The following is a 12,673-nucleotide window of genomic DNA, read 5'->3' on the forward strand; positions in this document are numbered from 1 at the left end:
CGAAGCAGTCCAGAAAAGCATCCGCGGAGACAGGCTGGATTGCTTCGCTGCGCTCGCAATGACGCAGAGTGTCGAGAGACCTGAGAATAATCGATGGAATCTGCGCAATTCGTCATCCTCGCCGGTCTCGTCATCGGGCTCGTCTACGGCGCCGTCGGCTTGCTCAGCGGTTTCTGCCTGATGAGCAGCATGCGCGGCTTTCTGGCGGAGGGAGACGGGCGGCTGGTGCGGAGCTATGCGCTGGCGATCGCCGTCGCGATCGCTGCGAGCCAGTTCCTTGCCGGCAACGGCATGGTCGATCTCGGCAAGTCGATCTACCTGCAGCAGTCATTCTCGGTGCCTGTGCTCTTCCTCGGCGGCCTGTTGTTCGGTTACGGCATGGTGCTGTCGAACGGTTGCGGCTCGCGGGCGCTGGTCCTGCTCGGCCGCGGCAATCTCCGTTCCTTCGTCGTCGTGATCGTGCTCGCCATTGCCGCGCAGATGACGCTGAAGGGCCTCATCGCGCCGGCGCGCATTGGGCTGGTCCAGGCCTCGCAAACGACCGTCAGCGCAAATTCGCTGCCGTCCGTGCTGGTGATGCTCGGTCTCACGGAATCGCTTTCGCGCGCGCTTGCCGCCGCCGCGGCGGTCGTCGCGCTGACGCTGTTCGCCTTCGCGCACCCAGCGTTTCGCCGTTCGCCGGGTCAGATCGCGGCAGGTGTCGTCGTCGGCCTGCTCGTCGCCGGCGGTTGGTACGTCACCGGCTGTCTCGGCGCAGACGACTTCAACCCCGTCCCGGTGACCTCGCTCACCTTCATTGCGCCGATCGCGGATACTCTCCAATACGCCATGCTCTCGACCGGTCTGACGCTGAATTTCGGCATCGCGACGGTGGCCGGCGTCTTCGCCGGCAGTCTGGTGACGGCGCTCGCTACGGGCCGGTTCAAGCTCGAAGGCTATTCCTCGCCGCGTCACATGCTGCGCTCAGGCAGCGGCGCGGCGCTGATGGGCATCGGCGGCGTGATGGCGTTCGGCTGCTCGATCGGGCAGGGGCTCACCGGCATCTCGACGCTTGCGCTGGGGTCGTTCGTGGCGCTCGCCGGCATCCTGCTCGGCACGACGGCGGGCCTGCGCGGTGCGCTGCGGGTTCAACCCCTCGCAGTGGCCTGACCGCGCAGCAGTCGGTCGCCGAGCGTCGCAAGGCCGATGCCGCTGACGATCAGTCCGGCCGCGATGGCAAGGCTTGCGTCGATCGGCTCGCCCAGCAGGATCGCGGCACTGGCGATGCCGACGAGCGGCGTCGCGGTGGTCCCGAGCGACGTCGTCAGCGCCGAGATGCTCTTGTTGACCATCGACATCGCCCAATAGGCCAGCACCGTCCCGATCAGGCCCGAATACAGGAACAGCGACACGAGCCGCCATGACCAGTCGACTTGCGGCAGCCCGTCGATGATCATCGCCAGTGTCGACAGCACGGCCGTGGCCACGAGCACCTGCCAGAGCAGGAGCTGGAGCGGGGACGCGATCCAGCGATGCGCGCGGATATAGATGATGTTCGCGGCCCAGGAGATCGCGGCCAGGATGACCATGCCGGCGCCGAGCAAGACGCCTGCATTGGTCCAGTCGATCGAGGACGGATTCAGGATGACGGCAAGCCCGAACAGCCCGAGCAGGGCACCGGCAAGCTTTGGCGCGGTCAACGTGCCCTGTCCGAGGATGGGCGCGGCGAGTGCGACCCAGAGCGGCGTGGTGTAGCCGAGCACGACGCCCTTGCTCGCGGGCAGGAAGCGCAGGCCCGCCGCGACGAGGATCGAGAACAGCGTCATGTGCAGCAGCGCGACGCTGAGGATGACGGGTATATCGCGCCGTTCCGGGATCACCAGATTCTTGCTCAGTCCGAGGATCACGACGAGGCCGACCAGAGCGATCCAACTCCGGATCGCGGCGGTCCACAGCGGCGAGACAAATTCCACGAGTTGCTTCGTCACCGACCAGTTCACACCCCAGGCCAGCACGACGATGAGGAACAGGCCGACGGCCGCGCGGGGTGAAAGTGAGTTCATCTCGGAGTCCTTGAAGCAGTCCGGTTCGCCCGATAGCATCGCCTCTGGCACCGGAAAAAGCGCCAGATCTGAGAATAATGAGATGCCAGTTTCGGAAGAGGTGATCTCCGCTCTGATCGACTTGAAACGGACGGACGACGCCGGGCTGGTGACGCAGCTGACGGGCCAGCTTAGAGACCTGATCGCGAGCGGCCGTCTCGGGAGGGGCCGTACGCTGCCGTCGAGCCGTCGGCTCGCGAGCGATCTCGGTGTCTCCCGCAACACCGTCACTTATGCGTACGAACAGCTTGCCGCCGAGGGATATATTGCGGCATCGCACGGCCGCCGTCCGGTGGTCACGGTCGATGGTGGCGGAGATCGTCTAGGAGCGGGTGCTGCTGTGGTGCGCGAACGCTCCGGTAAGCCGCGACTGTCGCCCTGGGCCTTGAATCTCAAGCAGACCGACTGGCCGATGTCCTATCAGGCATCACTGAGGCCGTTGCGCCCGGGGCATGGCGATTTCAGAGAGTTTCCGGACGAGGTCTGGGCGCGTTGCTTGCGCCGCAATGCCGTGCGTGCAGCCAGGCGCGAGCTCGGCCCGGTCAACCGGACGCGCCTGCGCGAGGTGCTCGCGGATTATCTGGCGACCAGCCGGGGTGTCCGGGCGGCCGCAGGCCAGATCATGATCCTTCCGAGCGCGCAGGCTGCGTTGACCTTGATTGCCGCGACCATCATCACGCCCGGCGATGAGGTCTGGGTCGAGGATCCCGGTTATCCCGGTGCTGCGGCCGCCTTCCGGGCGTCCGGCGCACGCGTGAGCGGTATCGGACTGGACGAGCAGGGTATGCAACGGATGCCGGGCCTTGCGGCGCCGAAATTGATCTTCATGACGCCCTCGCATCAGCATCCGACGGGGCGGCTGATGTCGCTGGCCCGCCGCGCCGAGTTTCTCAGCCTGAGCAGGCCCGGCAAGACCTGGATCGTGGAGGACGATTACGACGGCGAATTCCACTATGACAGCAGGCCGGTGCCGGCCTTGCAGGGACTCGATGCCCATGGCCGCGTGTTCTATGTCGGCACTTTCTCGAAGGCGATGACGCCGGATATCCGGCTCGGCTATCTCGTGGCGCCGCCGGCACTGGCCAGCACCCTGGAGATCGCGCAGCGGCATATCGGGCTGATCGCTTCGAGTCACATCCAGGAAGCACTCTCCGAGTTCATCGCCGATGGGCATTTCCTCGCACATCTGCGCCGGATGCGCCGGCTCTATCACGCGCGCCGCGATCACCTCATCGAGGAACTGGAGCGACAGCTCGGCGGGGTGCTCTCGGTCGAAGTGCCTCCTGGAGGTATCCAACTCGTCGCCCGACTCAAGCGCGGGCGCACTGATCAGGCGGCGGCGAAGCGGCTGGTTGCGGCGGGGGTCGAGACGCGCGCCCTGTCGAGCCTGGCGGTTGGCCGGCCCCGCGATCGCGGCCTGTTGCTCGGCTTCGCGGCGTGGCGCGAGAGCGAGATCAGCGCGGCCGTGCGGACGATGGCATCGTGCTTCTAGAGCATGATCCGGAAAAGTGCGCAGCGGTTTTCCGAAAAGATCACGCTTAAACAACAACCTAAAGCGCGATGACGATTTATGGTAATCGCATCGCGTTTTAGTGCAGGCGCCTACTCCACCGCCTTCGTCACGATGCGGATCTCCGACGTCAGCGTCCGATGCACCGGGCACTTGTCGGCGATCTCCATCAGCTTCTTGCGTTGCTCGGCATCGAGGGCGCCGTCCATCGTGATGTCGCGCTCGATCTGGTCGAGCATGCCGTCGCGGGTCTCGCATTCTTCGCAGTCTTTTGCGTAGATCTTGGAATGCTTCAGCGTGACGGTCACGCGCTCGAGCGGCAGCGACTTGCGGTCGGCATAGAGGCGCATGGTCATGGAGGTACAGGCGCCGAGGCCGGCGAGCAGGAAGTCATACGGGCCGGGCCCCGCATCTGCGCCGCCGGCCGCGACCGGCTCGTCGGCCACCAGATGATGCGGCCCGACGGTGATGATCTGGTTGAACTTGCTCTTGCGGGTCTCCTGCACCACGACCTTTCGCGGATCCTCGGGTAGATCCATCGCTTTAGCGGGCTTTGCTGCGTCAATGTAGCGGCTCGCCCAGGCCGCGATCACGTCGACCGCGTAAAGCGCGTCGGTGGGCTTCGTCAGCAGATGATCGGCATGATCGAGCGAGACGAAGCTTTTGGGATGCTTCGCCGCAACGAAGATCTTCGTCGCATTGTCGATGCCGACGGTGTCGTCGACAGGCGAATGCATCACCAGCAGCGCCTTGTGCAGGCCGGTGACGTCCTTCATCAGCTCGTGCTCGGCGATGTCGTTGAGGAATTCACGCCTGATCCGGAACGGACGTCCCGCGAGCGAGACTTCGACCTCGCCCTCGGTGCGGATCTTGTCGATATGCTCCTTGAACAGACCGGTGACGTGGGCGGGATCGGACGGCGCCGCGATGGCCACGACCGCCCTGGCTTCGGGGATCTGTCCTGCTGCCGCGAGGATCGCGGCACCGCCGAGGCTGTGGCCGATCAGGATGGACGGTGCCTTGCGGATGCTACGCAGATGATCGGCCGCGCGCACGAGATCGGAGATGTTGGAGGAGAACGTCGAATTGGCGAAGTCGCCCTCGCTGGAGCCGAGCCCGGTGAAGTCGAACCGCAGCACCGCAATGCCTTTGGCGGCGAGCGCGACCGCGATGCGCTTGGCCGCCAGCGCGTCCTTGCCGCAGGTGAAGCAATGCGCGAACAGCGCGAACGCCGTGGCCTCGCCGTCAGGCAGCTCCAGCGCGGCCGAGAGCTGATGGCCGCCTTCTCCGGTGAATTGAAAGCGTTCGGTCGGCATGGGCTTCCCCCGTCCTTGCTAGAACCTAATCGCCCGAATAGCGTTGTTCGGCCCAGGGATCGCCGCGGTTATGATAGCCGCTGACCTAAGGCCGTAAGTACTTGATATTGTTAATGGTCACAAGAACGTGACTCTTTTATGCCTCTTAAGGGCACAAAGCCTCCACGCTCGGAGAAGTAATGCTAGCTTCCCCGCGTGCGCAACTTAGCTTTTTCTGGTCCGCACGTTTATCCGCCGTGCCGGCTTCTTGGCGACGCGCTTTGGCTCCTCGCCAATCGTCTCATGCACGTGCGTCACTTTGTAGAGCGCGGGCTCGCCCTTGACGGTGCTTACCTGCCCGTCGATCACGTAGGCCACCTTAAAGGGGAAGGGACGGTCCAAGATTGCCGCTTTCGATTCCGGCGTCATGAAGTGCAACTTGACCGGCTTGTTCGAGAACCTCTCGATGATGCCTCGGTCGCCGACGCGCGACTTGGGATCGCCCCGCATCTGGTGGAGGTAGAGCACCTCCCGCTGAAATGAGCCGGGATCGGGCGGAGACGGACCCAAGAACCGTCGGACGTTGTTCTGAACGGCGTTGGCGGTCTCGTTGTTGATGACGATGTTGGTAATAGAGACCGGGGCGGTGTTGCCGACGACGGTAAAGCTCAGGAGGCCATTGCCGTCCTTAGCTACCGGCTCCACGATGCGGGAAAGCCTCGTTGCATCGTCGCGAGTGATCTCTGCCGGAGGAGCGGGCTTCGGCGTGCGGAAGTACTCGATGAGTTCGTATAGGTTCGTCACGAACCCGGCGAGAAGGTCCATGTCCTTGACCACCATCGAGCCCTGCTCAAGCAGGTTCTTCAGGAGGACGATGATGCTGCCGGAGCGCACCTGCGCAACGTAGAGCTTGGCGTTGCCGGGCTGATGGTCGAACCCGGAGTGGTTCACGTACTCTTCGTACTGGCGGCCAAGGGCGCGAAAGCTCTCACCCAGGTCGGACAGCTCTACGGGTCTGCCATTGTCGTACTTAATCTCAAAACCAACGCCCTTGTCGTCCGGTGCCATGCGTTCCCCCACGCTACACGCGGAGCGAGTGTTCCCGCATCGAGCTGGCACGTCAAGCGGGGGACTGAGAGATAAGGCACCTAAAGAAAAGGGCACCCCATTGCTGAGGTGCCCGATCCGTTAGAACAACCTCGACAGCAAGGCTATCATCGAAGCCAGATGCAGATTGCATCGCAAGCCAAGACGAAAGGTCTTCCCACTCGGTTGGCTGGCTTCGAGAGTGAATAACACCGTCATGGTGCTTCTCCATTCCCTGCGCGGGGTCCTAATTTAGCCGACATCGCGCGTTGAGCCAGTAGTCCGGGGGTTTTCGATTTACTAGCCTCGTTGGAGACCCCCAGCACACTTCGGCTAGCTCCGTGTCGGGGGGAAAGATAGCCGCGCGCCAGAAAGGAGCAAGCTGTGGTGACGAGATTCTTTGCAGTTGACCAGCCGCGAATCAGCGCCGGTCCTCACGGCCCCGTTGCCCCAGCAAATGCTACAGCTCGTCCTGGGCCCGCAGTATCCGGACAAAGTCGGCCATGCTCGATTGGTCCTGCGGCTGGGTCCCGAGCCCGGAGGTGACTACCTGGTTGGGACTACGGAAAAGCTGCAGAAAGTATTGAAGCACTGAAATGAGCCGCATAGTGATGCCTGCGATTTACAAAGTAGTCAGTCTACTCGCGAGGTCCGGAACAGTTCCCTCGAATGGAGAAAATAGACTTACCCGCTGGCTCACCCTTTAGGCGTATTGTCACTGGGCAGGGCACGAAGGACTCGTATGAAAGATTTGAAAGCCGAACTTGAGAAGCTACTGGTTAATGCAGAGGACTGCGACCTGATAGCCCGCCTTGCGGCAGACCAGGAGAAGCGGGAAACATTCGGCCGGATAGCCAAGCAGCTCCGCGAAATGGCGTCGGAGCTAAGCGCCGAGATCGCTGCTCGATTGACGGCCGCTGGAGGCAAGCGAGAGGACGATGCCTCGGCCTAGGGGGTCTTTGAGGTCTGAGAAGTGCCGACAGGTTGTACGACCAAGTGGTAGGTCGGAACCCACGCCGTGTTCCACGTCTCCAAGGTCTCGCCGCACACGGAGCAATCAAAGCAGTCCATCTCCCGCCGCGGGGCCATAGCCTCCGTCCGGCGGTAGATAGCGCCGCATTTGCAATGCCGGTGCTGAGTCATGCGGCTCTGTACACTTTTGCACCTGATTTGCCTACCGGGCGGGCGCTCTACTTAGGTCGCATCTTCGCTCAAAGCAGCAGCACTGCCCGCAATGCTACCGCGCGCCCTCTTATGCGGGTGCGGCTCGTCGTTGACGACGATAACAAGGTACATATTGTCGGCATTGTTACAGACCTTCGTGTACATCACTCGGTGGCCCCGGCTCGCAATATCAGCCAAGAATGCGTTGGCCCTTTTCTCCAAGTCGGCCGAACGCTCTTTGAAGACTTTGATGTAATTCATGTCTGATGTGTTGAACCTCGAACCGCCGCCACCCCTTGGTGCTCTAAACACCACCACATCTTCATACCAGGCGAGTAGGGCCTCAGCTCCTGGTGCGTTTCCTTGCGGCAGGTGAGGCAAAGGCGGGTCATTTTTGCTTTACAACTTTGATGCGACCTGCCGCGTACAAGCGTTTCAGTGTAGTTGCGAACATTCCGTATAGTGACGACCCTGTGAAACCAGTCGCCTTCTCCGCCTGTGTCCAGGACACTTCGCCGACAAACCAAGCCAGCGTCAATGCTTCGATCTCTTTAGGAGAAAATCTGGCGTCTGCACGGCTTTGACGAATGCGGTTCTTATAAAGTGGAATGCCCTTCGCCTTCGCGACCAGTGATTTGATTTTGCTCATATACTCTAGTGTAACATACGCAAAGTGACGCTGCGATATGGGTGGGGACAACCGCTTGCACCTTTTCCAATCCGTGAGACGATAGAGGTAGGTCGAACGTGGTTCGCTGAACGAAGCGGTGGCGGAATAGGTAGACGCTAAGACGAGTGGTTACTGTGTGTTGTTGGAGGGAGAAATCCCCCGCGAAAGCGGAGTACGCATACTGCTAACGTAAGTGCGCGAACACATGCGAGGTGACTATAAGGACTTAATCTTATGGGTCGGCAGCCCCCGCTCTTGCTGTGGTGAGAGAAAAGCTGTGTCTTTCAAATCCTCGCCCGCTTCACTCAGCGAACCACATATTATCAATAGTCAGACGCTGGATGCTGGCCGCGGGCTGACTGTGGTCAGCACCTAGCGAAGTATATGAATGAATTACAAGACGCACGCCAAGAGCGCGACAACAGCTTCTCCATCTTCGTAGAGGAGAGCGCGAAGGCGACGAAGCACTCTCTTAAAGCGCAGGCCGCTCGGGCGCGCTACATCCTAGCCAACGACGCGGTGCGCGCGATGGAGAGGGACGCAATGGCTTATGGTCCCCGCTTGGATTGAGGAGTTCATCGAGGAGCACAACCAGCGCGTCTACGGCGGCTTGATGTCTCCGAGAGCGAAGGCGGTGCTCCGCGCGATGAAGAAGATGAAGGAGCACGAGTTCTGGATAGCGCAGGAGAGTAGGCAGGACAGCAATACCGGGCGCGATGACCAATAGCAGCCAACTAAAATAATTTATGAGCGATTTTCTACCCGAAGGTTACAAGGTTCCAGTCAACGGCAATTACATGAAGTTTGTGGAAGGTGACAATACCTTCCGCGTTCTCGGCTCCGCTGTCGTCGGATATGAGTACTGGAACAACAAGGACGAGGGCGTTCGTTCACGCGTGCCGTTCGTCGGCATACCCGCTGACATCCGCTATGAGATCGACAAGAAGACGGGCGAGAGCAAGCCGTCGCGCATCAAGCACTTCTGGGCCTTTCCCGTGTGGAATGTAGAAGGAAGCAAGGTGCAAATACTCCAAGTGACCCAGCAGGGCGTCATGGACGCCATCAAGGCTCTCGTGGAGAATAAGAAGTGGGGCGACCCGAAGGGCTACGACATCACTGTGTCGCGGTCCGGTTCGGGCTTCGACACTGAGTATCAGGTCATGCCAAACCCTCACACGCCGATAGCGGCTGAAGCTGCCGCGGCGTTCGCGGCAATGCCCATCAACCTGAACGCATTGTTCGACAATGGCGACCCGTTCGCACCTGTCGATCCTACAGTGCCCGTAGGCGTTCCAACGGATGACCAGCAGGCAGATGAGGAGTTTTCCGCCACGGGAAAGCGGGAGGCCCCTGACATAGTGAAAAAGCACACGCCGCCTGCCGAAACTGGGGGCGATTGGGGGGCCGGAGTAGACCCCACAATCTAAACGCGTATACACTTACATTTCGGCAAACCGCGCCTGAGATTACTGGCGGGCGCGGGAGCTGGAATGGGGAGAGTAGTCGATGGGTGTACGTCCGCCTAGTAGCGAGCGAATGGCAGAGTACGCGAACGAACGCTTAGACCGATTGTTGGGGCGGCTCTATACGCTTTGGGTGGTTGCCATCATCTTCGGAGCGCTGAACCTGCGGCTGGAAAAGGTTCAAGCCGGTGGATTTGAGTTCACGCTGAAGGACCCCGACGTCGTCCAGGGGGTGCTGTTTCTTGTTTGCTTGCTGCACTACGTCGCAATCGTTGCCCTGATGATCATGTTCGCATCTCAGTATCGCTTCCCGAACAGGCACATATCCCGTCGAGCCATCTTCGCGGCGTTAGGTACGCGTACTACTCTCCTCAACCGGTCAAGAGCGCAAATTATTGCGGTTAAGAAGATTGCGAAGGCCGTTTACGCCGCTGCAGCCCTTTTTATGTTTGTCGTCTTGTTCCTGCCCCTCGTCCACATCCTCGTCTTTCAGCGGGAGCAGCTGCTCAAGGGTCTGTTTTTAGTCTTCTAAATGCTCGGAGGTATCGCGTGGCTGAACCAATAGACGCTAGGCAGTCGGCGGTCGAGCTGATCGGCTACGTGACCAACGTTCTCAACCCTCCTTCGCAGGTAGCAGAGCTAGGCAAAGCCCCCTAAGATGTGGCAGGTCGTCGGGTTTATTCTGCTCCCATTCGCGCTGCTCCTGCTAGCGGCAGCCAACAAAGCGCACAAGGAAGAGACTGGCGTATCGATGCCTTCTCGCGGCGCTCTCAAGTCGATGCGCCGCCGCGCGCGCAAAAAGGGCGTCAGCGAAGCTGAATATTACGCGGGCTGGGTGCAGCGGAAGCAGAAACGGGAAGGCGTGCTTCCAATAGCCCATAGCAGCCCGGTCCCAGCAGCGAGGCCGCCGTTGCTGCCGCCAAAGCTGCCGAAGCCCGAGCGGCTCAGGGCGCCTCCCCATGAGCCCTTTGATATCGAGCACCTATCCATGATGGCGGCTGGGTTCGGATGGACGCTGAGGCGGCAAGCGTTCGGCATGTACTATCTGGTGGATAGAAAAGGCGTTCCTGTCGCAAACCCGTACGCAGCGGCTAATGATATTGCGACCGACTTCTCCCGCGAAGACCTGGAAGATTTCCTGCTGACCTGCTAGGGCGAATTTTACACTGCTATCGAGAGCGGAGACCGAGATGAAAGACAAGGACGCACGCGGCATTGTTCTCCGTGCGCTTTACGACATCCGCCATACTCATCGTCATGCGGGCATCCCGGCTGATGTGCCAGGGCTCGAAAAGATAGAGTCGCCAGTGCTCGTAAATATCCTGCGGCAGCTCAACGAGAAGGGACTTATCACTTTCCAAAGCTTGTCAGGTGGTGATCAGATCTTTGGCAGAGGTGAAATTAGCGCCTACGGCGTGGACGTCATCGAGGGTGAGAGTGCCCCGCCGATCGCGATAACGATCGACAACAGCGTGAATGTGCATTCCTCTCAGAACGTGATGGTGGGCGGGTCGGGCAATACCCAAAGCGTGACCATGGACGTGGAGAAGCTCTTCAACGCCGTGGACGGCGCGGAGGCTAGCGCCACCGAAAAGGCCGAAGCTAAGTCATTGCTGAAGATGGTCTTAGACAATCCAATTGCGAAGAAAGCTCTAGATTGGCTCTTCAAGAGCCAAGTTGGTGGCTGAGGCTATCCACACCCTAGCCCTCGCGTCGCTTCATCGGTGCTACAGTTGGAGGGTATGGTTTTCAACGAGACAGTGGCAGTTACGCGCCTGCATCTTACCAATATGGTAAGATTTATACGCGCCACTCTCGGCGGAACATCATACACAGTAGACCCCCGCATCTCGTAAGAGGTTCGGGGGCGAACTGTGTCCGCCAACTCTGCCATCCCAGGCCATCCGCTCCGCTCAACGGATGTAAACCCCATAGCGCGTAAACTGGTGCGCGGTTCGTTGAAAACTGAATAGGGCACCCAACACACTCTATGGAGAACAAGACCACCACAGAGCTACTTGACCTTCTTTGGAAGATTGAGAGCCAGAAAGAACCCGACTGGGACAAGTACGAAGAGGTGCGCGCAGAACTCGAAAAGCGCCCGCCGTTCAAATTCATCGGCATCAACGACAATAGCGATGAGAGCCACGATACGCGTATCGATGAACTCGAAAGCGATGTGAAGCTCCTCAAACGCCATAAGCACGACCCGCACAGCGGCGACGTGATGACGCGCATTTAGACCTAACGCCCTATTCAGTTTTCAGCGCGCCGCCGCTTAAGCTCTTTCAGGTTCTGTTGCGAAAGCAGGGAAAATGCGTGCCGACTAAGTAGGCTGATACCCTATTGCACCCTGCCATCTGAACAGCATCGGAAAGAGAGCAGGCTGGGAGACAGATACACACTAGCCTGCATGGCTTCCCTGAAGGGTATTCAGAGGAAAAAGTCGGGCCGAACCCAAAATGGATTACAAAGCCTATTTGAAAAGCGCTGCTTGGAAGAAAAAGCGGAATGCCGCAAAATATTGGCACTCTAAACGCTGCGCTATTTGTGGAAAAGCGCGCACCGACATTCACCACAAAACCTATAAGGCCTTGGGTGACGAAGATGCCAAGCTACATCTCGTACCGTTGTGTCGTACACATCATTTCGCGCTACACGACTACGCAAAGGCGAATGGGTTGAATATTTGGGAGGCAAGCTTGCGATATATAGCCGTGAATGCGCGCCGCAGGCCTCGGAAGTGGAAGTACATGACTCCTCACGAGCGAGAGCAGTACCTAGGACCGGCACTGTAGCTGCCCGACTGATTAACAGAGGGGAAAGTCGGGCTTGTTCCCTCATAAGTGGTTCGTTAGATTTTCGAATTCAATTGGGGGGGTGATATGCCTGCATTCCAGTATTGGTTCACTGGTGCGGCTTTGGGAGCATTCCTAGCTCTCATGGCTACTGTCTCTACCTTGGGATACGCTTGGTTTAGAGCCGCGGCTACTGAGCAAGAGGCAGCGTCAACAAAGATTGCTCAAGCCGCTAAGGACAAGCGGAAGACGGAAGTTCGGTCGCAGCTCAGCTTGTTTTATTCCCGAGCGCAGGCACTGATGCGCACGAGTGTGACGATCGAATCCCTCGAAGCCTGGGTGACGCAGACAAATGAGTACGCCAACACTACCGCAAAGTGGATAGAGGCTAACATGGGGTCCAGTGCTCGTGACCGATTTTTAGATATGTCTGGCCCTAGTTACTCGTTCAACAACGCGCTGGGCAATGAACACCAAAACAGTCTTAACTGGCTTCACAAGGTAAGCACCAACCTCCAAGTCCTCATAGAGCGCAGCGACGCCTATGATGAGGCGCCGGGCACCGCGCAGAAGTGACGCAAAATGCCCCACCTGAAAAGGATGGGG

Annotated in this window: 16 protein-coding genes; 11 read left to right on the top strand and 5 right to left on the bottom strand. The window is 59.7% G+C overall.

The window, feature by feature from the left end; genetic code table 11:
• Nucleotides 1–93: 93 nt before the first annotated feature.
• Nucleotides 94–1,149, top strand: coding sequence for a YeeE/YedE family protein (locus tag EDE08_RS03085; RefSeq protein ID WP_131867028.1), 1,056 nt, complete (start codon nucleotides 94–96; stop codon nucleotides 1,147–1,149).
• On the opposite strand, the gene EDE08_RS03090 is transcribed toward EDE08_RS03085, so the two are convergent.
• Nucleotides 1,128–2,042: a DMT family transporter gene (locus EDE08_RS03090; RefSeq protein ID WP_131867030.1), complete on the bottom strand. Its 915-nt coding sequence runs from the start codon at nucleotides 2,040–2,042 to the stop codon at nucleotides 1,128–1,130. The genes EDE08_RS03085 and EDE08_RS03090 overlap by 22 nt on opposite strands.
• Before the next feature lie 82 nt (nucleotides 2,043–2,124).
• Here EDE08_RS03090 and pdxR point away from each other — a divergent pair, with 82 nt between their 5' ends.
• Nucleotides 2,125–3,573, top strand: a complete 1,449-nt coding sequence (gene pdxR / locus EDE08_RS03095; protein ID WP_165935673.1) for a MocR-like pyridoxine biosynthesis transcription factor PdxR — start codon at nucleotides 2,125–2,127, stop codon at nucleotides 3,571–3,573.
• Nucleotides 3,574–3,683: 110 nt separating this feature from the next.
• Here pdxR and EDE08_RS03100 read toward each other — a convergent pair whose 3' ends face one another.
• Both EDE08_RS03100 and EDE08_RS03105 read right to left on the bottom strand, forming a co-directional pair.
• Complete coding sequence (locus EDE08_RS03100) at nucleotides 3,684–4,907, bottom strand: bifunctional alpha/beta hydrolase/OsmC family protein (protein ID WP_131867034.1); 1,224 nt, start codon at nucleotides 4,905–4,907, stop codon at nucleotides 3,684–3,686.
• Nucleotides 4,908–5,111: 204 nt separating this feature from the next.
• Nucleotides 5,112–5,954: a hypothetical protein gene (locus EDE08_RS03105; protein WP_131867036.1), complete on the bottom strand. Its 843-nt coding sequence runs from the start codon at nucleotides 5,952–5,954 to the stop codon at nucleotides 5,112–5,114.
• 760 nt (nucleotides 5,955–6,714) lie between these two features.
• Between EDE08_RS03105 and EDE08_RS03110 the strand changes: the two genes are divergently transcribed.
• Nucleotides 6,715–6,924, top strand: a complete 210-nt coding sequence (locus EDE08_RS03110; RefSeq protein WP_131867037.1) for a hypothetical protein — start codon at nucleotides 6,715–6,717, stop codon at nucleotides 6,922–6,924.
• Between the two features lie 242 nt (nucleotides 6,925–7,166).
• On the opposite strand, the gene EDE08_RS03115 is transcribed toward EDE08_RS03110, so the two are convergent.
• Nucleotides 7,167–7,397, bottom strand: coding sequence for a hypothetical protein (locus EDE08_RS03115; protein WP_131867039.1), 231 nt, complete (start codon nucleotides 7,395–7,397; stop codon nucleotides 7,167–7,169).
• A gap of 127 nt (nucleotides 7,398–7,524) precedes the next feature.
• On the bottom strand, nucleotides 7,525–7,785 hold the full coding sequence (locus tag EDE08_RS03120; RefSeq protein WP_131867041.1) for a hypothetical protein: 261 nt from the start codon (nucleotides 7,783–7,785) through the stop codon (nucleotides 7,525–7,527).
• A gap of 571 nt (nucleotides 7,786–8,356) precedes the next feature.
• Between EDE08_RS03120 and EDE08_RS38200 the strand changes: the two genes are divergently transcribed.
• The 8 genes from EDE08_RS38200 (at nucleotide 8,357) to EDE08_RS03155 (ending at nucleotide 12,643) form a co-directional block, all read left to right on the top strand.
• Nucleotides 8,357–8,533 (top strand): hypothetical protein, encoded by a 177-nt coding sequence (locus EDE08_RS38200; protein ID WP_165935672.1) that lies wholly within the window; start codon nucleotides 8,357–8,359, stop codon nucleotides 8,531–8,533.
• A 19-nt stretch (nucleotides 8,534–8,552) separates the two neighbouring features.
• The gene (locus EDE08_RS03125; RefSeq protein ID WP_131867043.1) at nucleotides 8,553–9,233 is read left to right on the top strand and encodes a hypothetical protein; all 681 of its coding nucleotides are present in this window, start codon (nucleotides 8,553–8,555) and stop codon (nucleotides 9,231–9,233) included.
• A gap of 79 nt (nucleotides 9,234–9,312) precedes the next feature.
• The gene (locus tag EDE08_RS03130) at nucleotides 9,313–9,801 is read left to right on the top strand and encodes a hypothetical protein (RefSeq protein WP_131874986.1); all 489 of its coding nucleotides are present in this window, start codon (nucleotides 9,313–9,315) and stop codon (nucleotides 9,799–9,801) included.
• A gap of 126 nt (nucleotides 9,802–9,927) precedes the next feature.
• Complete coding sequence (locus EDE08_RS03135; protein ID WP_131867047.1) at nucleotides 9,928–10,422, top strand: hypothetical protein; 495 nt, start codon at nucleotides 9,928–9,930, stop codon at nucleotides 10,420–10,422.
• Between the two features lie 37 nt (nucleotides 10,423–10,459).
• Nucleotides 10,460–10,957 (top strand): hypothetical protein, encoded by a 498-nt coding sequence (locus EDE08_RS03140; protein WP_131867049.1) that lies wholly within the window; start codon nucleotides 10,460–10,462, stop codon nucleotides 10,955–10,957.
• A gap of 302 nt (nucleotides 10,958–11,259) precedes the next feature.
• Entirely contained in the window at nucleotides 11,260–11,511 is a 252-nt protein-coding gene (locus EDE08_RS03145) for a hypothetical protein (RefSeq protein WP_131867051.1), read from the top strand.
• A 220-nt stretch (nucleotides 11,512–11,731) separates the two neighbouring features.
• The gene (locus tag EDE08_RS39580; protein WP_131867054.1) at nucleotides 11,732–12,067 is read left to right on the top strand and encodes an HNH endonuclease; all 336 of its coding nucleotides are present in this window, start codon (nucleotides 11,732–11,734) and stop codon (nucleotides 12,065–12,067) included.
• A gap of 87 nt (nucleotides 12,068–12,154) precedes the next feature.
• Nucleotides 12,155–12,643, top strand: coding sequence for a hypothetical protein (locus EDE08_RS03155; protein ID WP_131867056.1), 489 nt, complete (start codon nucleotides 12,155–12,157; stop codon nucleotides 12,641–12,643).
• Nucleotides 12,644–12,673 lie beyond the last annotated feature (30 nt).

It is taken from the genome of Bradyrhizobium sp. R2.2-H (assembly GCF_004346455.1).
Classification (GTDB): Bacteria; Pseudomonadota; Alphaproteobacteria; order Rhizobiales; family Xanthobacteraceae; genus Bradyrhizobium; species Bradyrhizobium diversitatis.